Genomic DNA, 23,434 nt, shown 5'->3' on the forward strand with positions numbered 1-23,434 from the left:
TTGCTTCCATTAGAAATGTTCTTCGCAAAAACAAGTCTAATGAATACCGCTTGTCCCCCGTTCATGATGTAGAGCCCTTACTTGGCCGTGATTCCCGCAGTGTTTAGCACAGTGCCCCACTTCTTCAGTTCGTCACCCATATAGGCTGCGAGTTCCTGACGGGTGCCGCCGATTGTCGTGGCGCCCATGGCGCCGAGCTTGTCGATGACGGCGGGATCTTTCAGGATTTCGTTCAAGGCGCCGTTTACCCGATCGGTGATGGATGCGGGCGTCGAGCGCGGTGCCAGGAGGGCAAACCAGGTGGAGGACAATAACTCAGGATGGCCCAACGATGCTGTTGTTGGCACACCGGGCAGACTGGGCGACGGCTGCTTGGCCAACAGGGCCAACGGGCGTACCTGCTGACTCTTGATCTGGCCGATGATGCCCGGCACCAACTGGAACATCGCCTGGATATCATTGGCGATGAGGTTGGTGGTGGCCTGCCCCGGCGCGGAATAGGGCACATGCATCAGCTTCGTGCCGGTTTCACGCATGAAAAACTCGCCCGCGATGTGCATGGAGCTGCCAACGCCGCTCGAACCAAAGTTCAGCTCGTTGGGGTTTTTCTTCGCGTAATCGATGAACTCCCCCAATGTCTTGACGGGCAGTGTGTTGTTCACCACGAGGATGTTAGGCACCTCGGCGACCAGCCCAATGGGCTCGAAATCCTTGGTCGGATTGAATCCAGGCTCTTTATAGATATGCGGGCTCACCGCCAAGGTGCCTGCCCACGAAAACAGAATGCTGTATCCGTCGGGCTTGGCTTTGGCGGCCATGGCTGCGCCGATATTGCCATTGGCGCCACCCCGGTTTTCGACAATGACATTCGCCCCCAGCTTGCCACCTAGCTTGTCGGCAAGCAGCCGCGCGATGGTATCGGCTGTGCCGGCGCCGCCTGGCGCAGGCACAATAAGGTGGATGGGCTTATCTGCCTCCGGCCATGCAGCCAATGCATTGGCCGACACCAGGCAAGACGACGCCAGGGACAGGCTGAACAGGGTTTTGAGGATGCGTGAACGCATAGTGTCTCCTTGTATGTTTTCGTATACGACTCGCGTAACGCAACTGCTGCGCTACAGCATGGTCACGCGCACAATGCTTGGTGCTCGGGGCTGCGCACGGCAGCGATCGCTGCGGCAATGGCGCGATCAGGCGTTGCCGTGTGCAGGACGCAGCCGGGCGCCAGCATAAGGCGCCTGCCGCCGGTCTGTTCAAGCGCATCCCGGATCTCGAGTGCGATGTCTTCATCCGATCCGTACAGGAGTGTACGCGATTCATCAACGCCGCCTACCAGCAGGCCGGGTAGTGTGGCCACAGCCTGTGCGAGCGAAGGATAGGTCAACCGGTCGTGCCAATTGACCATGTGCACCGGATATGCTGACAGCAGCGGCACCATGATGTCCTCGCCGTGGGCGTGGAGCATATTGAAGCGTGTTTTGTCCCGTATCGCATCCAGCACCATCAGGTCGTATTTCTTCCCGAAGCGCTCATATTCCGCTTCAGTCAGTATCCGGCTTGACGCTTGTTGCGTTGCAAAGAACACACCATGCGCGCCGGCATCAAGCGCGGCGAGTGCAAACTCGATGGTGGTTTCGGTAATGGCCTCCAGTGCCTGCTCCACCGCATCGGGGGCGCATCGCAGGTCGGCGTACAGCCTGTCCGACGACATCTTCCGCGCGGTAGCCAGAGGGCTGAATACGGTTTGGAGGATAGGCACGCTTCCCCGCAGAAAGCGCGCGGCATAGGCCAGCGCCTCATTCTGGCGCCCGAATGCGCCACGCGTGGCCGAAACCGGCTTGATCTGCGCCCAGTCGGCATACTGACGCACGGCAGGCTCGATAATGACGCGGGCGCCATTTTGCGCCGATTCGAACGCAGACACCGCCCCCCAAGCTTCCGCGCTGAACGTTCCTGGCGGCATGAACTTAACCAGATCAAACGCCCATTTGCGCTGCCACTCCACGGTATGCCGCACCAATTTCATGACATGCATATCGTCTTCCGGAAAGTGCTTCCAGAATGCGATGGGCGGATGATCTACCTCGTCGCCATTGATTGCGGCCTGTATGCGGCCCCAATGATCCATGGATTTCATGTGCTATTCCCCCTGCTGAGTCTGCGGTAAGAAAGCCCGGCGGCCTTGCCCGGCTGTTACCGTATGTTGGCGGTATAGTTTCAATTCTGTGACATTCGCTCCCCCGCTACAAACGGGCTTTTCAGAAACCAGCTTTCGTATAACGCGAACCCACATGCACTACAGTCTCACCGATCTCAAGCTTCTCGTCGCCATTGCCGACAGCGGCAGTGTCACCGGCGGCGCGGCGGCCTGTTTCCTGGCGCCCTCATCGGCGAGCATGCGAATCAAACGGCTCGAGGAGTCGTTGGGCGCCCAGCTTCTGCTGCGCCAGGCCCGAGGCGTCGCACTCACACCGGCCGGTAAAGTCATCGTCAAACACGTGCGCGGCTGCCTGACGGCGCTCGAAGAAATGCATGCCGAGCTGGCGCCTTATGCGCACGGCGTCAAGGCACAGGTTCGGCTGCTGGCAAACAGCAGCGCAGTTGCGTCCTTTCTACCCAGCGACCTGCAACGGTTTCTGCGCGAACAACCCGAAGTGCGCATCGTGATGCACGAAAGGGTAAGCCACCAGATTATTGAAGCGCTGGCCGAAGGAAGTGCGGACGTCGGTGTGGTCACCTGGGCGGGGGATCATCCTGGCCTGACGTTTTACCCCTATCACGAAGACCACCTGATGGTAGCGGTTGCCGCCGATCACGCTATGGCTTCGCATGAGCAGGTGACATTCCTTCAATGTCTTGAACACCCAATCGTCACCCTGCAAGCCGGCAGTGCCATCTACACATTTCTAACGCGCCGGGCCGCATCGCTCGGGCATGCACTGGATATCCGCATACAGGTCAGCAGCTTCAGTTCCGTGGTAGCCATGGTTGGCGCAGGTGCCGGCCTGAGCATCGTGCCGTTTTCGGCACTTCAAAGCGCCAACTGCGACAACGTGCGCATCCTGCCTCTGGATGAATCATGGGCCCGGCGCTCGCTTCGCGTATGCGTGCGCAACGACGGAGAGGCACGCCTGCCCTATGTGGCAAGGCTCATCGAGCACTTGCGCAAGCAGGGCGATCACCCCATGGACGGCTAGGACGATTCGCCAAATACGAAGACGCGTTTTGTGAAATACCGCTGTCGCTACCCGCGCCCCGCTGGCACACTCCCGGCCATATCGAGCGCGGCCCGACACAGGCGGCCGCGCCTGTCTGCCAACGGAGACCGCCATGACAAAACGCAGCAACTGGACCATCAATGCCATCGAGATTATCGAGCGCGACTACAGACGATCCGCCGATACCCATCTGCTTCCCTTGCCGCTTCCGGACGCGCCTGGCATCAAGCTGTACATCAAGGATGAATCGACACATCCAACCGGAAGCCTGAAGCACCGTCTTGCGCGCTCGCTGTTCCTCTATGCGCTGTGCAATGGCTGGGTGAACGAAGACACGACAATCATCGAAGCGTCATCGGGCAGCACAGCGGTCTCGGAGGCTTATTTCGCGCGGATGCTGGGCCTGCCTTTCGTCGCCGTCATGCCGCGATCCACCGCCCGGGCGAAAGTGGAGCAGATCGCGTTCTACGGCGGCCGCTGCCATTTTGTCGACCGGCCGGGCGACGTGTACGCCGAAGCGCAGCGACTGGCCGATGCGTGCGGCGGGCATTATATGGATCAGTTCACGTATGCCGAACGCGCGACCGACTGGCGCGGCAACAACAATATCGCGGAATCCATCTACGACCAGATGCAGGAAGAAGAACATGCAATACCGGATTGGATCGTCGTGGGCGCCGGCACAGGAGGTACATCGGCGACCATCGGACGCTATATCCGCTACCGCAAGCTGACAACCCGCCTGTGCGTCGTAGATCCGGAAAACTCGGTCTTCCAGACGTACTTCGCGTGTGGGGACGCGGATGTTACAAGCGCCGCAGGCTCCAGGATAGAAGGTATCGGCCGCCCTCGTGTAGAACCGTCCTTCATCCGCAGCGTAATTGACCACATGATCCAGGTGCCTGATGCGGCTTCACTGGCCGCAATACGGTTTCTCCACAGGCTGCTTGGGCGTCGCTATGGCGGCTCCACAGGCACCGGTTTCTACGGCGCCCTGCAACTGACATGCGAAATGAAGCACGAGAAAAGAGAAGGCTCCATCGTTTTGCTCGCCTGCGATGACGGAGACCGGTATCTGGACACGTATTACGATGACCGCTGGGTCGCTGAGAATAAGTTCAATCTGGCACCTTATGCCGAGCAGATCGAGACAGCGTTTGCCACCTGCTGCTGGCCGGTCAAGGTAGCGGCGCCGTGCGGCGCGGAACCCGCTATGGCGCCCTGAACGCCGGTTCCGCTTTCCGCAAACACACGCGGAATCTGCATTGGTGCCCGCTGGTCCGCCCTGACCCGGACGGCGCCCGACCTTCCCCGGTCGGGCGCCGTTTTTATTTCATCTCTTGTAGCAACCCGTTTCACGCTGGCCGCTCGCCTATCGCCCATGCGACGGGCATAACAAACCGCGGGTTGGCATCCACCTTCATTGGCTGTTCGGATTAATCCAGTTTCGGTGTGCACGTGGCTGTCCACCCGCCAGGTATGAATCCGCCTGGCAATTTCCCATCACGTGCCCATAACCCGCCTCCAGAGAATGGCGTAAGCGTAAATACGGTAAGCATTGCGGTTTATGCACTTTGGCTGATGGCAGAGCCAGGCCCGTCCCGGTTATCAATTACACATCTTGAAAACAACTGTTATCCCTCGCCAGATCAGTCGTTCGACACGATGAACCGATGGGCGAAGCGGAAGGGACGGAGGGGATCCATGCGAAATTTGACATTGATCGGGCAAGCTGCCGCACAGACGCCGCAGAACAGGTCAGTGGATCTGCCGACTACCACGCCCGGAGACTGGTTTGTTGCATACACCCACGCCCGTCAAGAATCGGTAGCGCTGGCAAACCTTGAACGCCAAGGCTATGAGGCCTATCTGCCGCTGTATCCGATGATACCGCGCCGAGGTATCGCGCCCGCCACACATGCGTATGAACCGATGTTCTCGCGTTACCTGTTCTTCAGGCCCGCGTCGCCCCGACAATCCATCCGCCCCGTGCATTCCACCCGGGGCGTGCTGTCCATCCTGAGCTTTGGCGGCAATTACGCACAGGTTCAGTCGGTACTGATCGATGCGATCCGCGCACGCGAAACCCAGCTCAAAACGCTTCCGAATTCGGCACACCTGCCAGCTCCGGGCACCCGGGTGCGCATCAGCCATTACGACGCCGCAGGCTTGGAAGGGCTGGAGGGCCTGGTGCAGGTTTCTTCGGCGCAACGCGTGATTGTCCTGATGTCGCTATTGGGTCGACAGACCCGTGTGAAGCTCAGCCCACATATGGTGCAGGTCGCCTGAAGGCGGCAAGGTCCCGACAAGCATTGATTGCAAAGATCGCCTCACGGACAGTGAGGTGGCCGGCGCCCCAAAAATAATACCGGAAACATCCGGAATGAGGCCTGGGGGCGAATCGGAAAACAGCGTCGTCAACGACGCGGACAGCGCCTCCTCCCCAGGCAACGCGCCGCAACGTGCCCGGTTCCGCAACCGGACACTGCGGTAGCCTGCCCGGTTTCGGGCCATGCGCGGTGATGGGATGCCACCGGACGCGCCGCCTGGGGAGACCCTCAACACTGGAATCCCGCACCCGGAAACTCGCCACTATGAATACCACGCACCCTGCTTTCCGCCGCCTGCATCTGGCGAAGCGGACCGCCGCGTCATTGTCGCTGGCCGCCCTCCCCTTGTTTCTGGCTGCCTGCAGCATTTCTCCCGGCGTCTATATGGGCGACCCGAAGAAGGTCGAACAAGAACTGAATGAGCCTGGCGCACCTCCGGGCGCGCTTATTCCCATCTCCACGGACTTGCTGGCACGCGAAGCCAATGCCGCACGGACGAACGTTGCGCCGGATGTCGAGCAACTGTTCACCCCCCCCGAGCGCTATCTCGTGGGCCCTGGAGACATCCTCAACATCGTCGTCTGGAACCATCCAGAGCTCGCGCTCAGCGGAGCGGGCACAGCGTCTACCACGGCAGTGCCGGGCGCGCCCGACGTTGGCAATGGCTACAACGTGAGCCCCGACGGCATGATCCAGTTCCCGTTCCTGGGCCCTGTCCGCGTGTCCGGGATGAACGAATACCAGATCCGCGCAATGCTCGTGCGCCGCCTGGTCGGCCACATCAGCGAGCCCCAGATCACGGTGCGCATACAGGCGTACCGCAACGGGCGCGTGTATGTCGACGGGGAGGTGCGCACCCCCGGCCTGCAGACCATCAATGACGTGCCCATGACACTGCCCGAAGCCATCAGTCGCGCAGGTGGTTTCACAGAGGAAGCAGACCGGTCTTCCGTGGTCCTGACGCGCGATGGGAAGCGCACCGTCATCAATCTGATGCGGTTGGCCGACGCGGGCGTCAATCCTTCACGGATCATGCTGCGCAATGGTGACCTGCTCCAGGTCATCAACCAGCAGGAAAACAAGGTTTTCGTGCTGGGCGACGTCTACGTACCACGCGCACAGCCCATGCATGACGGACGGCTGACTCTGGCGCAGGCCCTGGGTGAAGCCGGCGGCGTCAATCCGCTGTCGGGCAATCCCCGCCAGGTGTATGTGATCCGCAAAGGCGAAGACGGTAATGCACAGATCTACCACCTGGATGCCAGCAAACCGACTGCCATGGTGCTGGCGTCAGACTTCCAGCTGCGGGGTCGGGACATGGTCTTTGTCGACCCGGCGCCGGTGGTCCGGTGGCAGCGTGTGATCAGCAACATTCTTCCAAGCTACGGCGCAGTCGCCGCCACCCGCGACATGACTCGATGAGGCCTACCATGCAAGCCTACCCACTGACCCCTGCCGATCCGCAGCAGTTAGTCGCGGTCGCAACGGCGGACAGCAAGGATGACGTCGATGTGCTTGGCGTTCTCGACACCTTGTTCAATTCTCGCGGGCTCATCGCCGCCAGCATCCTCATCGCGTTGCTGACCGGCGCTGGCTACGTCGTACTCAGCAAACCCGTATACCAGGCGGATCTCCTGATACAGGTCGAGCAGAACAAAGATCAGGGCGACAACAATGTGATGGGGGCGCTTGCGACCGCGTTCAACATCCAGTCGCCCGCCACCGCCGAGATGGAGATTCTCAAATCGCGCCTGGTGGTGGGCCGCGCCAGCGACCACTTAGGGCTCCATGTGACGGCCGAACCTAAGTACTTTCCATTGGTCGGCCGCTGGTTTGCCCAGCATGCACCCGGCCTGCCCTACGCCAGCCTGCCGTGGCTGTCTCATTACGCCTGGGGGCCGGCCCATATACAGGTGCGCCAGTTCGAGCTTCCCGAAGCGCTTTACAACAAACCCATGACGGTGGTGGCAACAGCCACTGGCTACGCGCTGCACGACCAGGACGGCGTCACGCTGGCGCAAGGCGCAGTGGGAAAACCTCTGCAGTTCAATACCTCGGCCGGGCCAGGCTCACTGGATTTGGCCACACTCTCCGCAGCGCCCGGAACCGAGTTTCGCCTGGTTCGTCATTCGCAACAACACGTTGTGGAGGCGCTCCAGAAAGAACTGACCATCCAAGAGAAGAACAAGCCGTCCGGCGTGCTGGCGGTATCGCTGCAAGGGAGCGACCCTGCGCGTGTCGCTACCATTCTCAATACAGTGGGCGACATGTATGTGGAGCAGAATACCCGGCGCAAAGCCGCCGAGGCAGAGAAATCCCTTTCCTTCCTGGACTCCTTCCTGCCGCAGCTACGCAATCAGATGGACGATGCGGACAGTCGCTACACCGCGTTCCGCGACAAGCACGGCACATTTGACCTGGGCACCGAAGGCTCGCTGTCCCTGAACGCCCTGGTCACGCTACAGACGCAATTGTTCGAACTGCAGCAGAGCCGCAGGCAAAACAGCACACAATTCGGACCGGATCACCCTACCATGCGGGCACTGGCGGCACAGATCAACGCCGCCGAAGGCCGAGTTGCCGAACTCAATCAACATATCCGCGGCTTGCCCGAGCTGGAGCAGCAGTTGTTGAACCTGCAGCGCGATTCGCGCGTGACCAGCGAACTGTATGCCACGCTGCTCAACAGCACGCAGCAACTTCGCCTGATCAAGGAAGGCAAGGTCGGCAACGTGCGCGTGGTCGATCCCGCCATCATCCCCGAGAATCCTGTCAGACCAGATCCGCCGCTGGCCCTGGCCATAGCAGGTGTAGCAGGGCTTTTCGCCGGTATTGCACTGGCGCTGCTGCGCGGCATGCTGGGCAGCGGCGTACGTGGGGCTGGGGATATCGAAATGCGTACGGGCATGCATGTGTACGCTACCGTGCCAAAAATGCAGCCGCGCGCCAACCGCCAACTGCGCCGGCCCGTCCGGCGCCACGGAGAACCCCGCGTGCTTGCGCGCGTGGCGCCCGACGACCCCGCCGTGGAAAGTCTGCGCAGCCTGCGCACTTCACTGCACACCATCCTCGAGGCCGCACCCAACAACATCGTCATGATTGCCGGCCCAACCGCGGATGTGGGCAAAACATTTACCAGCCTGAATCTTGCCGCCGTCCTCGGCGCGGCCGATAAAAAGGTGTTGCTGATCGATACGGATCTGCGTGGCGGCGCCCTGCATACACATTTCGGCCTGAAGCGCGAACTGGGCTTGGTGGACATACTGCGCGGCGAGGCCCTGGACACCTGCCTGCACGCATCGGTCCTGCCCAACGTCGACCTGATCACAACCGGACGACTACCGGTGAACCCCGCTGAGATCTTGCTCTCCGAACGCACCGCCAAGCTGATTAAAACACTGGCGAGCCACTATGACGTAGTGGTGTTCGATACGGCGCCGCTGCTTCCAGTGTCGGATGCGCTTGCACTGGCTCCCTTGGCTGGCACGCTCTTTATGCTCGCGCGCGCTGACCAGACCACGCTTGAAGACCTCGGCGAATCCGCCAAGCGTCTGCGCCAAGTGGGCTCACATGTCAACGGCGTCATCCTGAATGACTTCAACCCGGCCAACCATCGCTTCAGCAGCCGCTACGGCAGCGGCTATAGCCAGGACAGACTGCACTACACCACTCACCGCCCCTGACGAGCCATCCCACGGAAATCCTTCTCTATGAAAAATTTTGCACTCATCGGCGCCGCTGGCTATATCGCGCCTCGCCACATGCAGGCCATCAAAGCCACCGGGAATTCCCTGGTAGCCGCGCTCGACCCCAATGACTCCGTCGGCATCATCGACAGCCACTTTCCGGATGCAGACTTCTTCACCGAGTTTGAACGCTTCGACCGACATATCGACAAGTTGCGTCGTGCGCACGATGAACATGCCATCGACTTCATATCGATCTGCTCGCCCAACTATCTGCATGATTCGCACATGCGCTTCGCCCTGCGTTCAGGCGCCGATGCGATCTGCGAGAAACCGCTGGTGCTGAACCCATGGAATATCGACGGCCTGAAAGAGATCGAGAGCGACACTGGACGGCGCATCAATACCATCCTGCAACTACGGCTGCACCCGGCCATCCTCGCCCTGCGCGACCGCGTGGCAAGCAAGCGCCGAGATACAAAATACGATGTGGACCTGACTTATGTGACTTCGCGCGGGCACTGGTACCTGCGTTCGTGGAAGGGAGACCTGCGCAAATCCGGCGGTATCGCCACCAACATTGGCGTGCACTTTTTCGACATGCTGCATTTCGTGTTTGGCGCCCTGCGGCAGAACGTTGTGCACTACAACTCGCCCACTAAAGCTGCTGGCTTCCTTGAATATGAGCGCGCGCGCGTGCGTTGGTTCCTGTCTGTCGATATCGACAATGTGCCCGAGCGGTTGCGGCAGGCCGGCCAGCGCACCTATCGCTCTATTACGGTGGACGGCGAAGAGATTGAATTCTCCGAAGGTTTTACCGATCTGCATATCCGCAGCTATGAGCAGATCCTCGCAGGACGTGGCTTTGGCCTGGATGACAACCGCTGTGCCATCGACACCGTCTCCCATATCCGCACAGCCCCGCTGGCATCCCTGCAGGGCGACTACCACCCGTTCCTGAAACATGAACTACTTCCAGCATGAATCGGCCATCGTCGACGAAGGCGCGGTGATCGGCGAGGGTTCGCGCATCTGGCACTTTGTGCATGTAAGCGCAGGCGCCCATATAGGTCAGGCGGTGTCGCTGGGGCAGAACGTATACGTGGGCAGCAGCGCGCGTATCGGCGACGGCTGCAAGATCCAGAACAACGTGTCGATATATGACGACGTCATTCTGGAGCAAGACGTATTCTGCGGGCCCAGCATGGTGTTTACCAACGTCTACAACCCGCGAGCGCATGTGGTGCGCAGGCACGAATACCGCCCCACACACGTCAAGCGAGGCGCGACGCTGGGCGCGAACTGCACCATTGTGTGCGGCGTAACGATAGGCGAGTACGCCTTCGTAGGCGCTGGCGCGGTCGTCAATGCGGACGTACCTGCTTACGCGCTGGTGGTGGGTGTGCCCGCCCGCCAGGTGGGCTGGATGAGCGAATACGGAGAACGCCTACCCCTGCCGCCCACGGGCCATGCGCAGGCTTTGTGTCCCCACACCGGCGACCACTATGTCCTGGATGGACAGACACTCACAAAAATAGAGACAACCGCCACGGTGCAGCCATGATCGAATTCATAGACTTGCAGACGCAGCAGCGCAGGATCCGCGTCCAGATCGACATCCGCATTTCGCGCGTGCTGGCTCACGGCCAATACATACTGGGCCCCGAGGTGGACGAACTGGAAGACAAACTGGCGAATTTCGTCGGTGCGAAACACTGCATCACCTGCGCCAATGGCACCGATGCTCTGCAGATCGCACAGATGGCACTGGGAATACACCCCGGCGACGAGGTGATCACGCCTGGCTTCAGCTATATCGCCACCGCCGAGACCATTGCGCTGCTGGGTGCGAAACCCGTGTATGTCGACATCGATCCGCACACCTATACACTCAACCCGCGCCTGCTCGAAGCAGCCATCACGCCGCGCACGCGAGCTATTATCCCCGTGTCGCTGTATGGCCAGTGCGCCGATATGGACGCGATTAACGCCGTGGCCGCACGCCATCGGCTGCCTGTCATCGAAGACGCCGCGCAAAGTTTCGGAGCCCGCTATAAGAATGGCATGTCGTGCAATCTGAGCACCATTGCCTGCACCAGCTTCTTCCCGAGCAAACCACTGGGCTGCTACGGCGACGGCGGCGCTATGTTCACCAACGATGACGATCTGGCGCTGGCCATGCGTCAGATCGCCCGCCATGGCCAGAGCCGACGCTATCATCATGTGCGCGTAGGCGTAAACAGCCGCCTGGACACGCTGCAGGCCGCCGTCCTGCTGGCCAAGCTGGAGATATTTCCCGACGAGATCGCGCAACGTCAACACGTGGCCCAAGGCTATCAGCGCATGCTGACTGGCTCGGGCGCGGCAATCCCTCCGCGCATAGAGGCGCACAATGTCAGCGTGTACGCCCAGTACACAGTGCGCGTGGCGGATCGTGAAACGGTGCAGGAGAAACTGCGCGAAGCGGGCATCCCTACCGCTATCCACTATCCAGTGCCGTTGAATAAGCAGCCAGCCGTGGAAAATCCCCATGCACACCTTCCACGCGGCAATGCCGCAGCGCGGGAAGTACTGAGCCTGCCCATGCACCCTTACTTGAATGAAGAAACACAGCAACGCATTGCCGACCTTCTGCAAGAGATCGTTGCATGACTCAGAGACCCATGCCGTGGAGTCTTCTGCGGCTGCCGAACAATCCGTTTGCGCGGGGTGTGGCGCTACTGGTCGGAGGCACGGCAGGTTCACAGCTGCTGCTGATCATCGCCGCGCCTCTGCTCACGCGTCTGTATACGCCGGACGAGTTCGGGCTGTTGGCCATCTACACCGCCATGCTGATAATGCTCTTGAGTGTATGCACCCTGTGTTACGACGAGGCGATTCCCCTGCCGGCAGCGGAAGAAGACGGCGCAAACATCGCCGTACTCAGCATGTTGGTTGCAGTGGGCATGACGGCTTTGAGCGCGGTGGTGATCCACGCTTGGGGAGACAGGCTGGCGTGGATCATGGACGGCGAGGCGCTCACCCCCTACATGTGGGTCCTGCCACTTGGCCTGCTGCTGGGCAGCCTGAGCCAAGTGTTGGGATTCTGGGCGCTGCGCCGCAAGTCATACGGGCTGGTTGCTCGTACTCGCTTCAAACAGACTGGAGCCACCCTGGCAATGCAGCTGGGTGGTGTGTCCCTGGGTCCGCTGGCGCTGCTGCTTGGACATGCCCTGGGCCAAGGCGCGGGTTGCATTGCCTTGGGGCGCAGTGCCGCAGCCAGCGGGGTGTTTCAGCACGTAAGCTGGACGGGTATGCGTTTGGCAGCGATGCGCTATCGCAATTTCCCGATGTTCTCAACTTGGTCGAATCTGATGGATGCCGCGGGACGCGAACTCCCAACAATCCTGCTCGCCTATCTGTTCGGTGCTGGCGCAGCAGGTCTGTATGCGTTGGCCAATCGCGTGCTGGGGCTGCCAATGACCGTGCTGGGCAGTGCGATCGCTCAAGTGCTGCTGGTCAATGCCTCCCAGGCGCACCGCGATGCCCGACTAGGGGCGCTGGTTCGTACGGTCTACGAGAAACTAGCGCAGATCGCCATGCCCATCGTCATGGTGCTGGTTTTCACCGCACCGGATCTCTTTGCCTTCGTGTTCGGCAAAGCATGGCGTGAAGCGGGTGTATTGGTGCAGTGGATGGCGCCTTGGCTGTATGTGCGGTTCATAGCCTCCCCGCTCAGCACCCTAATCCCGGTACTCGAAGTGCAACGGGAAGGTCTGGTGTTCTATATGATTGTCTTCGCGGTGCGCGTCACCGCCATCCTTGCCGGCGGCCTCTTGGGCGATCTCGTATTGACTGTGGCGCTGTTCTCGATCGGCAGCATGCTTTGCTGGGTCGGCTACCTGATATGGATCACTCTCCGCGTGGGCAACTCGCCCTCCGCATTACTGAGGCCCTCTTTGAGCGCCCTGATCTGGGGGGCGCTCTGCATGACACCGCTCATCACCGCAAAAACCTTCTTCACCGAGCCGTATGACCTATGGCTGCCGGCGCTTGCAGTCAGCCTGCTCTTCGTAGCGGCGCGCTTCCTTTATCTGCTCCGACGAGCATATTGAATCAACGAGACTCTCCGCATGACAAACCTCGTTTCACTCGGTACCTCCGTGCTGCGCAAGACCGATAGGCGCCGAGTCCAGGCGCCCGACGCGCGGACGCCCCGGGCGACCACCACGCCGAATAACCCGCCTGCCTCCACGGTTCGCACCGCTATCAGCGGCAAGGAAGCCTATCAGGCGCTGTGCGAAATCGAGCCGTCGATACCTCTCTTCAGCCGCGGCTGGTGGCTGGATGCGGCGGCGGGGCCGGACAATTGGGATGTCAGCGTCGTGTGGGACGAAGGTGAGATCGTTGCGGCCATGCCTTATTACATGAAACGCCATCTGGGGATGCGGCTCATCGTGCATCCGCCGCTCACGCAAACCATGGGGCCGTGGTTCCGGCACCTTCCGGCGTGCGGCATGAAGCGCCTAAGCGAGCAAAAGAAACTGATGAACGCACTGATGGAGCAGTTGCCCGCACACGATTATTTTGAGCAGCGCTGGCATTACTCCCAGACCAATTGGCTGCCTTTCTACTGGGCCGGCTACCAGCAAACGACTCGCTATACCTATATCCTGAATGACATCTCCGATCCAGATTTCGTCTGTGCCCAGTTTCAGCACGGCAAGCGGCAAGACCTGCGCAAGGCCGAGAAGAATCTGCGTGTAGAGTTTGGCATTCCGGCGCGAACTTTCTATGACCACCATGTCATGTCGCTGCGTCAACGCAATACCCGGATCCTGTATTCGTGGGATGTCTTCCTGCGCATCTACGAACAGGGCCACGCCCGCCAGGCCTCCTGTGCATTGGGTGCGTTCGACAGCCATAATCGCATGCACGCCGCACTATTCATTGTCTGGGATGAGAGCAGCGCCTACGGGTTGATCAACACACTCGACCAACAATACAAGACCAGCGGCGCGGCAACGCTGCTCGTGCGCGAGGTAATACGGTATTTGTCCGGACGCACGCGCCGCTTCGATTTCGAGGGCAGCATGAACCCTGCTGTGGAGGCGTCGGTACGCCAGTTCAACAGCACGCAGACGCCGTACTTCGCGGTCTGGAAATGTCCCTCGCGGCTCTACGCATTCATGCGTTTCCTGAAGTCACTCAAGCAACAGGGCTGACGCGATGACAAGCATAGTCACAACCGCGCGCATGGCGGCTTCGGGAACGAGGTCGGATGCAGCGAACAGCGGCGCACGGCGCAATGCTTTTATGGGCGTGCGCGGACCCGGAGCGGCCCGTGGCAGCGATGTCGGCTATAGCGCCGCTGCCCTGCAATGGCTGGAGGCTGTGTTGATCGAGCGTTTTGGCGCGCCGCTCACCCTGACAGTCGAGGACGATCGGCGCGTACGCCTCGGCCTGCACGGCAGCAATCGACGCTTGCTGCTGCAGACAGACGCTTCCACATTCACCCGAGCCGATTCCGATTTGCCATGTGCACGCTGGGATGCGGCCGCCGAAGGCTGGGCGCCCGCGCTACCCGGGAAGCTACCCGCGCCAGGCGGCGCCAACCTGTATACGCCGATTTTTCAGCCCGATGCACAGGGCATCTCTGTCAACTACGACATCCTTGGCCTCACTTACTGGATGCTGAGCCGCCAGGAAGAAGTGGGCCGCCCCGAACGGGACGAGCACCAGCGGTTCCCTGCCGCAGCCTCGCACGCCCTGCGGCACGGCTACCTGGAGCGCCCGGTGGTGGACGAATGGTTAGCCATACTTGGGCAAGCCATCAATCGCGTGTGGCCGCAGTTTCCGCGCCAGCGGTCAACCTTCTCAATGCGCATCTCACACGATGTCGACTGGCCAAGCCGCTACGGCTTCAGCGGTCCTCCCCACTTAATGCGCATGATGCTCAGCGACCTCATCAACGGTCGAAGCATGCGTGAAGTGCTGCGTGCTCCCTTTATCCGCATGGCCACCCGCCATCAGTTGCTGGCGGGCGATCCCAACAATACGTTCGACTGGATTATGGACCTGTCCGACCGACACGGCCTGACCAGTGCGTTCTATTTTATTTGCGGCCGCACTAACCCGGGCATGGATGCCACATATGAACTCGGGCATCCGGCTATCCGCGCCCTGCTTCGACGCATCCATGCACGCGGGCATGAGATCGGCCTGCACCCCAGCTACCACACCTATCGCGACCCCCACGCTTTTGCGCGCGAAGCGTCGTATCTGCGCCAAATATGTGCTGAAGAAGGCATCTCTCAACTCGAATGGGGCGGACGTATGCATATCTTGCGCTGGGAAACCCCGACCACGCTGCGCAACTGGGAGAGTGTGGGCATGCACTATGACAGCACCCTCAGCTATGCCGACCGTCCCGGTTTCCGCTGTGGGACATGTTTTGAATACCCTGCCTTCGACCCGGTGGAGCAGGCTGCGTTGAATCTGCGCATCCGTCCGCTCATCGCCATGGAATGCACGATCATGGCGCCACGCTACCTGGGCCTGGGCACCGGCGACGCAGCACACGAAAAGTTTCGACAGCTCAAGGACGCCTGCCGGTCAGTGGCTGGCTGCTTCACCTTGCTGTGGCACAACTCTGAGTTCGAGACAGAAGATAAGCGCAGGCTTTACGCCGCCCTGCTGCATTGAACGTCAGCCCCGCCGGTGCCACAGGCAGCAAACGTGCGCTGCGGGAAAGGCCAAGGTAGGACAGAAGCCGCCTGCGAACCGCGCGGCACGGATGAGCAAGCTGCAAGCGGCTACGCTGAGAAAGGCTGCGCGGCGCAAGGGGATGGGGATACATGAAGAAGGTCCTGATACTGGGCATCGACACCTTCGCAGCCAAGAATGTGCCGCAGATTGAAATGCTCGGCCGCAGAGGCTACGCATTCACGATTGCGACCTGCGATGTCCGGGGGGACTCGGCACGGCACTTTGCCAGCCTGGATGCTTCCCAGCACCGCCTCATGCTGCTCGGCGCCAATCCCGTGCGACGGCTACGCGAAGTCGCTGCATTGCTTCGGGACGGCCCCTACAACCATGTTGAACTGTATGCTGGCGGCCGGTTCACGGCGTTCTACCTACCGCTGCTGCGTTACTACAAGGCCGACTGGATCGTCGTAGAACGAGGTGATATAGGCTCCATCGATACCTATTCTTTCAGTACCCGACTGCTGATCGGGCGCGCTTACAAGGCTGCCAATGCTGTCTGGTACAAGGAACCGTACATGCTACCGTTGCTGGCCAAGGCGGGCAGCCGCAAGCTGTATTTCATCCCTAATGCCGCCAGCATACCGGCACCCGCCAGCACGGAAGCCGCGCGCAACGTGGACTTCCTGTGGGCCAACCGCTTCGTACACGTGCGCCATCCCGACTGGGTGGCGCGCGCCGCACGCAGTGAGGCGCTTGCCGACAAGAAATTTGTAATGCTGGGTCTGCAGGACAACGGTTACCTGACTCCTACCGACCGCGCCCTGCAGAATGAAGTACGGCAATACGAAGATGCCAACCTCTCGCTGCATGGTTTTGTGGACACCGCGACCTGGTATCCGCGCGCTCGCTTCTTTGTACTTCCTGCACGCCTTGTATTCGGAAACAACGCCCTGCTCGAAGCCATGGCCCACGGCGTCGTCCCCATCGTCACAGAATCTCCCGGCATCGACAAGCTCGTCACCAATGGCGTCAACGGCATTGTGTGCGCCCGCGATGAGCCGGCATTCCGCGACGCAGTGATACGGGCCGCCCGCATGCCCGACGACATATGGCGTGCAATGTCGCACGCTGCTGTAGACACCATAGAAACCCGGTTCAACCTGGACGTATGGTCCGCCCGGATGGCCAAGATGTACGAAGAACTCGCCTGATCCACAAAGAAGGAATCTTGCTTATGTGTGGCATTGCCGGCATCTTTGCACCGCGCGACACCGCGACGCTCCAACATACCGCAGCGCGTATGGCACACGCGATCGCACATCGCGGCCCTGACGGTGCGGATACGTGGGTCGACCATCGCGCCGGTCTGGCGCTCGGGCACCGGAGGCTGTCGATCATCGACTTGAGCGCCGCAGGCAGACAGCCCATGCAATCTGCCTGCGGCCGCTATGTCCTGGTCTTTAACGGCGAAATCTACAACCACCGCACGCTGCGTGCTCAGTTGGAGAAGGAAGGCGGCGCACCCGCCCATTGGCGCGGACATTCAGACACCGAGACGCTGCTGGCCTGCTTTGCGGCATGGGGCGTGGAAGCGACACTGCGGGCCACGGTGGGCATGTTCGCGTTGGGTCTGTGGGACCGTCTGACGCTGCATCTCACACTGGCCCGCGACCGCATGGGCGAAAAACCCTTGTACTGGGGATGGAACCAGGACATGTTTGTATTTGGTTCGGAGCTAAAGGCCCTGCGCGCCGCCCCAGGCTTCACCGGCCAGGTGGATCGTGCTGCGCTCACGCTGCTGATGCGCCATGCCAGCATCCCCACGCCATACTCTATCTACGAAGGCATCCAGAAACTGCGACCCGGTCACTACGTGGGCCTGTCGTTGTCGAATCCCGATGCCGCCCGCGACACCCAGCCGCAGCCATACTGGACACTGAACGATGCCATACAGGCAGGTAGGGCAGATCCCTTTACGGGCTCGGCCGATGAGGCCGTGCAGGCATTGGAGAAGCAGCTGGCCGAAAGCGTAGCCCTGCAAATGGAATCCGATGTGCCGTTGGGGGCCTTCCTGAGTGGCGGCGTGGATAGCAGCACCATCGTAGCGCTCATGCAGGCGCAGAGCCATAACGCTGTGCGCACCTTCACCATCGGCTTCGACGACAAGCGGTTCGACGAGGCCGAACATGCACGCGCGGTGGCGGCCCACCTGGGTACCGATCACACGGAGATCGTCGCCCAACCGCGCGACGCACTGGCGATCGTACAAGAGCTGCCGGGTATCTATGACGAGCCGTTTGCCGACAGCTCGCAGATTCCAACGATTCTCGTGAGCAGATTGGCGCGCCAGCATGTCACTGTCGCGCTCAGCGGTGATGCCGGTGACGAGCTTTTCGGGGGGTATGACACCTATCGCTACGCGCCGGACATGTGGCGACGTATCAGCCGTCTGCCAGCACCCGTGCGACAAGTTGTAGCGAACAGCCTGGCAGCCATGTCCATTCCGGCGTGGAACACCGCACTTGGCCAACTGCGCCCCTTGGTGCCTGGCAGCCTGCGATCTGTCAGCGGCGAGCGCATGCACAAGCTGGCCAGCCTGCTGCCCGCGCACAGCGCGCAGGATTTCTTCCTGCAGCTCAGCAGCCACTGGAACAAACCCGAACGCCTGGTTCAAGGCGCTACCGAACCGCCTTGCTTGCTGGCCACGCCTAAGTCGTGGCCCGACGTGGACTGCTATGAGCACTGGATGATGGCCATGAGCGCCCAGACTTATATGACCGATGACATTCTGGTAAAGGTCGATCGGGCCTCCATGGCCGCCAGTCTGGAAGTGCGTGTACCCATGCTCGATCACCGGGTGGTGGAACTGGCCTGGCGCATGCCGCTGCACTACAAGATTCATAGCGGCCAAGGAAAGTGGATGCTGCGCCAAGTCTTGCAGCGCTATGTGCCTGCGACACTGATCGACCGTCCGAAGATGGGTTTTTCAGTACCACTGGCCCAGTGGCTGCGCGGCCCGCTGCGCGACTGGGCCCAATCTCTGCTTGCACCCTATCGCCTGCTGGCAGAGGGCTATTTCGATTACAAGAGCGTGCAAGCCGCGTGGGAAGCCCATCTGAGCGGCAAGTGCGACTATGCCAACCGGCTCTGGTGCATCCTGATGTTCCAGGCTTGGCTGGAAAACGAAGAATCCAATGTGATGGCCAGGGTGTCATGAAGGTGCTGCACATCATCACCGGTCTGAATAACGGCGGCGCGGAAGGCGCGCTGTTCCGGCTCTGCTCGTCGGACGACCCCGGTCTGTACCAGCACGAGGTCATCTCCATGATGGACATGGGCGTATACGGCGAACGGCTCGAACGTGCCGGCATACCCGTGACCTGCCTGGGCATGCCGCGCGGCCGCCTCACTGTGCATGGCCTGATGCGCTTGGTGCGGACACTGCGCAGAGTCAAACCCGACGTGGTGCAGACCTGGCTCTACCATGCCGATCTGATCGGCGGAACAGCCGCGCGGCTGACCAGTGCGCCAGCTGTTGTATGGGGTATCCGCCACGCCAACTTCGACATAGACAGCAATGCGCGGCGCTCGCTGCTCGTTATCCGGCTGTGCAGCCTACTGTCGCGCATCGTGCCCGATCGCATCGCGTGCTGCTCAGAAAAAGCGCGCGCGCTGCACGTAAGCATCGGCTATCCCGATACCCGGATCTCCGTCATCCCCAATGGCTACGTCCTGGACACTCTGGCACCCTGCCCAGAAGCGGGCGCGCGCCTGCGCGCCGAGCTTAGCTTGCCCGCCGACCGGCCGTTACTGGGCATGGTGGCTCGCTTCGATCCGCAGAAAGACCATGGCAACCTGCTTGCCGCATTGGGTCAGTTGCGGGAGCGCGGGGTAGATTTCAGCTGTTTGCTCGCCGGTGCGGAAATGACAGCGAACAACGCTGCGCTCGCCCGCATGGCCGACACAGCAGGCATATCGGATCGCCTTATGCTGCTCGGCCCACGGTCCGACGTACCCGACCTCATGAACGCCCTGGACATCCATGTACTGTCCAGCCGTGGAGAGGCTTTCCCCAACGTACTGGCAGAAGCCATGGCCTGTGGCACACCTTGCGTAAGCACCGACGTGGGCGATGCGGCACTGATCATCGGCGATACCGGATGGCTTGCCCCACGGCGCGACGCCACAAGCCTGGCCGATGCAATGCAGGCGGCGATTGCCGCACTGGCCGAGCCCGAAACATGGCGGGTGAGGCGGATCGCATGCCGCGCGCGCATCGCGGCAAATTTTGACATCCAGCGCATGCTGGCCCGTTACCACAGCCTTTGGCAGGAAGTGCTGGCACAAAACCCGCAGGCTGCCTCGGTACGCCCATGAGAACCACGCCATGACGCTCGCTTCCACCTCCTGGCATGTTATTTCCGCCACGCTCGTCTTTCTCGCGGGGCTGCTGATCATGCTCGCCATCGCACGCCGCTTCCAATGTTCGCGCAGGCGGGCGCTGTTCCTTTATGCCTGGCACACAGCCCTGTGCATGGTGTATCTCGTCTATACGCAAAGCAATGTCAGCGATGCGCGCGGGTATTATCTGACGGCGCTGCAGGGTCCCGCCGGTTTCAGTGCAGGGTCGGCCGCGATCGAGTACTTGACCTGGTTCTGCATACACGTGCTAGGCCTGTCTTATCTTGGCTGTTTCTTGTTCTACAACCTTTTCGGCAGCGTCGGCCTGATTGCCTTCGATGCCAGCCTGCGCAGCGTCAGCGCGGACAAATCCCGCTTGATCCGCCTGACGGCACTGGCAGTCGTGCTGTTGCCGTCCGTCAGTTTCTGGTCGTCAGCCATCGGCAAGGACGCACCCGCTTTCCTGGCAGCCACGCTCAGCATGTGGGCGGCGCTGGATTTCCGCAAACGGGCCGGCCTGTTCATCCTGGCAATTCCTATCATGCTGGCGGTACGCCCCCATATGGCCGGCCTCATGGTCATGGCGCTGGCCGGGTCACAAGTCATTCAGCGCGGGCTGCCGCTGAGCGCGCGCATTGTGATGGGCGTGGCAGCACTGGCCGCCGCATCCGCAATGGTGCCTTTCGGGCTGAAGTACGCGGGCGTCAGCGAAAACGCTTCAGCCGCCGACGTCATGAACTATATCGAGCAGCGCCAACAGGGCAACCTGGACGGCACGGCCAGCGTGGACATCGCCGGCATGAGCCTGCCCGAACAGCTCGCCACCTACATGTTCAGGCCGCTTCCAAATGAAGCGGGCAGCATGTTCGGCCTGGTAGCCGCAACGGAAAACGTGTTGCTGCTCATTCTGTTCATCGCGGGCATTCTGTGGGCACTGATCCGCCGCCGCGCAACATTCTTCGGCAACCGCGCCTATATGTGGCTGTACGCCATCTCTGCCTGGATTCTGCTTGCTCTCACCACAGCCAACCTGGGCATTGCGCTGCGGCAAAAGTGGATGTTCGCTCCCCTGCTTATCGTGCTTGTGCTGTCCATGGCGCACAGCCGCAAAGCGCGGGTTGTCTATGTGCCGGTACAGAGGTTGCCCGTATGACCCACCACAAGCTACTTGTCGTCACTACTGTGCCCGAAACGCTGCTCACGATTCTGCAAGACCAGCCCCGCTTCCTCGCACAAGCGCTCGGGGGCTCAATCATCGTCGAACTGGCAACTTCTCCCGGCCCTGACGCCCAATGCGTCGCCGACGCGGAGGGTGTGATGGTGCATGGCGTACCTATGGCCCGCGGCATCGCCCCGCTCAAAGACATATACGCCATCGTCCGCATGATGCATCTGCTGCGTCGCGAGAGGCCCGACATCATTCACTCATACACCGCCAAAGCGGGTCTGATTGCCATGATCGCCGGATGGCTCTGCCGCGTACCGGTGCGTGTGCACACCTTTACCGGTCTGGTATTCCCAACCGAACGTGGCTTCAAGCGCAGTATTCTCATTGCTGTCGACAGGCTGGTCTGTGCGGCCGCCACACGTGTCGTCCCAGAAGGCCTGGGCGTCTTGGCAGACCTTCGCGATCACCATATCACCGGCAAGCCACTGCAGGTGATCGGCCATGGAAACATCGCCGGGGTGGACACACGACTGTACGATCGCGATGCACCGGGCCTGTCCGAGGCTGCCGCCGCGCTGCGGACACAACTGACCATCCCAACTGATGCCCTGGTCTACTGCTATGTCGGCCGCCTCAATCGGGACAAGGGCCTGCACGAGCTGCTGGCTGCCTTCGACGCGCTGCCGCCCACTGCCCACCTTGCCCTGGCGGGAGCGCTGGATATCACCGCCCCCATCTCTCCGTATGAGCAGAACCTCATTGCATCGCATCCGCGCATTCATGCGCTGGGATTCATGCAGGATGTACGGCCATTGATGACCATGTCCGATGTGCTGGTTCTGCCAAGCTACCGCGAAGGCTTTCCTAATGTCGTTCTGCAGGCGGGGGCCATGGCCCTGCCGGTAATCGCCACCGATATCAATGGCTGCAATGAAGTCATCACACCCAACCACAATGGCTGGCTGGTGCCGCCGCATGATACACCGGCGCTGCGGATTGCCATGGAGGCTGCCGCCAACCTCACATCCGAGCAGCGCCGCGAGATGGGCATTCAGGCCCGCATCCGGATACAGCAGCGCTACGAACGCGACACGCATTGGCAGAATATGCTGGCCTTCTACCGGCAATTGGCGGCCGGCCTGTCCGACTCTCGCCACTGGCGTCCCCATACGGAAACGACGCCATGACACACTTCTGGAAACGGCGAGGCAAGCGCTGGTTCGACCTGTCAATCACGCTGCTCATTCTGCTGCTGTTATGGCCGCTGTTCCTGGCGGTGGCCTTAATGGTGCGGATTATGCTCGGCGGCCCCGTCCTGTTCACCCAGCGGCGCCTGGGCCAGCATGCAGCCGAATTCCACCTGTACAAGTTCCGTTCCATGACGGACGCACGCGACGCCCAAGGCATTCTGCTGCCTGATGAGCAGCGCCTGACGCGTTTTGGCAAATGGCTGCGCGCCAGCAGCCTGGACGAACTGCCACAGACTCTCAATGTGCTGCGCGGCGAAATGAGCCTCATAGGCCCACGCGCGCTACTGCCCGAATACCGAGAACGGCTGCAGGCGCGCCACCCGCGGCGCTTCGACGTGCTGCCCGGCATTACAGGCCTGGCAGCCGTCAGCGGGCGCAACGCCCTACCCTGGGAAACGCGGCTTGCCTTGGATGACGAGTACGTACACCGGCTGAGTGCAGGGCTGGATTTATATATTTTCTTCAAGACTATCCCGGTGGTGCTGGGCCGAAAGGGAGTCAGCATGCCGGGCATGGCCACCGTCAGGCGCTACGACGACGACACGGCGGATCGGCCCGACAGCACTGATAACGCCGCGTCCTCCCTCGACAGCCTCCCCACCCAAGCCATAGCCACCACCCACGCCACAGGCGGCACGGCTACGGCCCCCAATCTCGACAAGGGTGGGCAAACAGTGCATTAGCGCAGTCTTGA

General features: G+C 61.1%; 19 protein-coding genes. 17 read left to right on the forward strand and 2 right to left on the reverse strand.

The window, feature by feature from the left end:
- Positions 1–77 precede the first annotated feature (77 nt).
- A complete protein-coding gene (locus LOL23_RS17460; protein ID WP_202411718.1) occupies positions 78–1,064 on the reverse strand; it encodes a Bug family tripartite tricarboxylate transporter substrate binding protein in 987 nt (328 codons plus the stop codon).
- A gap of 62 nt (positions 1,065–1,126) precedes the next feature.
- The gene (locus tag LOL23_RS17465; RefSeq protein WP_160979512.1) at positions 1,127–2,137 is read right to left on the reverse strand and encodes a uroporphyrinogen decarboxylase family protein; all 1,011 of its coding nucleotides are present in this window, start codon (positions 2,135–2,137) and stop codon (positions 1,127–1,129) included.
- 154 nt (positions 2,138–2,291) lie between these two features.
- Between LOL23_RS17465 and LOL23_RS17470 the strand changes: the two genes are divergently transcribed.
- From LOL23_RS17470 to LOL23_RS17550, 17 genes are all read left to right on the forward strand, one after another.
- Positions 2,292–3,197, forward strand: a complete 906-nt coding sequence (locus LOL23_RS17470; RefSeq protein ID WP_160979510.1) for a LysR family transcriptional regulator — start codon at positions 2,292–2,294, stop codon at positions 3,195–3,197.
- 133 nt (positions 3,198–3,330) lie between these two features.
- Complete coding sequence (locus tag LOL23_RS17475) at positions 3,331–4,443, forward strand: PLP-dependent cysteine synthase family protein (protein ID WP_160979508.1); 1,113 nt, start codon at positions 3,331–3,333, stop codon at positions 4,441–4,443.
- 479 nt (positions 4,444–4,922) lie between these two features.
- Entirely contained in the window at positions 4,923–5,507 is a 585-nt protein-coding gene (nusG, locus tag LOL23_RS17480) for a transcription termination/antitermination protein NusG (RefSeq protein WP_160979506.1), read from the forward strand.
- 305 nt (positions 5,508–5,812) lie between these two features.
- Positions 5,813–6,970, forward strand: a complete 1,158-nt coding sequence (locus LOL23_RS17485; protein WP_160979504.1) for a polysaccharide biosynthesis/export family protein — start codon at positions 5,813–5,815, stop codon at positions 6,968–6,970.
- An 8-nt stretch (positions 6,971–6,978) separates the two neighbouring features.
- The gene (locus LOL23_RS17490; protein ID WP_237173994.1) at positions 6,979–9,231 is read left to right on the forward strand and encodes a GNVR domain-containing protein; all 2,253 of its coding nucleotides are present in this window, start codon (positions 6,979–6,981) and stop codon (positions 9,229–9,231) included.
- 27 nt (positions 9,232–9,258) lie between these two features.
- Positions 9,259–10,218 (forward strand): Gfo/Idh/MocA family oxidoreductase, encoded by a 960-nt coding sequence (locus tag LOL23_RS17495; protein WP_160979500.1) that lies wholly within the window; start codon positions 9,259–9,261, stop codon positions 10,216–10,218.
- Positions 10,199–10,798 carry an acyltransferase gene (locus LOL23_RS17500; protein ID WP_237173995.1) on the forward strand — a complete coding sequence of 200 codons (600 nt, stop codon included), beginning with the start codon at positions 10,199–10,201 and terminating at the stop codon, positions 10,796–10,798. The genes LOL23_RS17495 and LOL23_RS17500 overlap by 20 nt, the downstream gene beginning before the upstream one ends.
- Positions 10,795–11,886, forward strand: coding sequence for a DegT/DnrJ/EryC1/StrS family aminotransferase (locus tag LOL23_RS17505; protein WP_160979496.1), 1,092 nt, complete (start codon positions 10,795–10,797; stop codon positions 11,884–11,886). Before LOL23_RS17500 ends, LOL23_RS17505 begins: the two co-directional genes overlap by 4 nt.
- Complete coding sequence (locus LOL23_RS17510; RefSeq protein ID WP_237173996.1) at positions 11,883–13,328, forward strand: lipopolysaccharide biosynthesis protein; 1,446 nt, start codon at positions 11,883–11,885, stop codon at positions 13,326–13,328. Before LOL23_RS17505 ends, LOL23_RS17510 begins: the two co-directional genes overlap by 4 nt.
- 18 nt (positions 13,329–13,346) lie before the next feature.
- Positions 13,347–14,438 (forward strand): GNAT family N-acetyltransferase, encoded by a 1,092-nt coding sequence (locus tag LOL23_RS17515; protein ID WP_160979492.1) that lies wholly within the window; start codon positions 13,347–13,349, stop codon positions 14,436–14,438.
- 4 nt (positions 14,439–14,442) lie between these two features.
- Positions 14,443–15,918: a polysaccharide deacetylase family protein gene (locus LOL23_RS17520; protein ID WP_237173997.1), complete on the forward strand. Its 1,476-nt coding sequence runs from the start codon at positions 14,443–14,445 to the stop codon at positions 15,916–15,918.
- Between the two features lie 152 nt (positions 15,919–16,070).
- Positions 16,071–17,132 carry a glycosyltransferase family 4 protein gene (locus LOL23_RS17525; RefSeq protein WP_160979490.1) on the forward strand — a complete coding sequence of 354 codons (1,062 nt, stop codon included), beginning with the start codon at positions 16,071–16,073 and terminating at the stop codon, positions 17,130–17,132.
- A gap of 23 nt (positions 17,133–17,155) precedes the next feature.
- Positions 17,156–19,138, forward strand: coding sequence for an asparagine synthase (glutamine-hydrolyzing) (asnB, locus tag LOL23_RS17530; protein WP_160979488.1), 1,983 nt, complete (start codon positions 17,156–17,158; stop codon positions 19,136–19,138).
- Complete coding sequence (locus tag LOL23_RS17535) at positions 19,135–20,298, forward strand: glycosyltransferase family 4 protein (protein WP_160979486.1); 1,164 nt, start codon at positions 19,135–19,137, stop codon at positions 20,296–20,298. The genes asnB and LOL23_RS17535 overlap by 4 nt, the downstream gene beginning before the upstream one ends.
- Positions 20,299–20,308: 10 nt before the next feature.
- Positions 20,309–21,475, forward strand: a complete 1,167-nt coding sequence (locus tag LOL23_RS17540) for a hypothetical protein (RefSeq protein ID WP_160979484.1) — start codon at positions 20,309–20,311, stop codon at positions 21,473–21,475.
- On the forward strand, positions 21,472–22,677 hold the full coding sequence (locus LOL23_RS17545) for a glycosyltransferase family 4 protein (protein WP_160979482.1): 1,206 nt from the start codon (positions 21,472–21,474) through the stop codon (positions 22,675–22,677). The genes LOL23_RS17540 and LOL23_RS17545 overlap by 4 nt, the downstream gene beginning before the upstream one ends.
- Complete coding sequence (locus tag LOL23_RS17550; protein WP_160979480.1) at positions 22,674–23,423, forward strand: sugar transferase; 750 nt, start codon at positions 22,674–22,676, stop codon at positions 23,421–23,423. Before LOL23_RS17545 ends, LOL23_RS17550 begins: the two co-directional genes overlap by 4 nt.
- Positions 23,424–23,434 lie beyond the last annotated feature (11 nt).

This window comes from Paracandidimonas lactea (assembly GCF_021653995.1).
GTDB classification, from domain to species: Bacteria; Pseudomonadota; Gammaproteobacteria; order Burkholderiales; family Burkholderiaceae_B; genus Allopusillimonas; species Allopusillimonas lactea.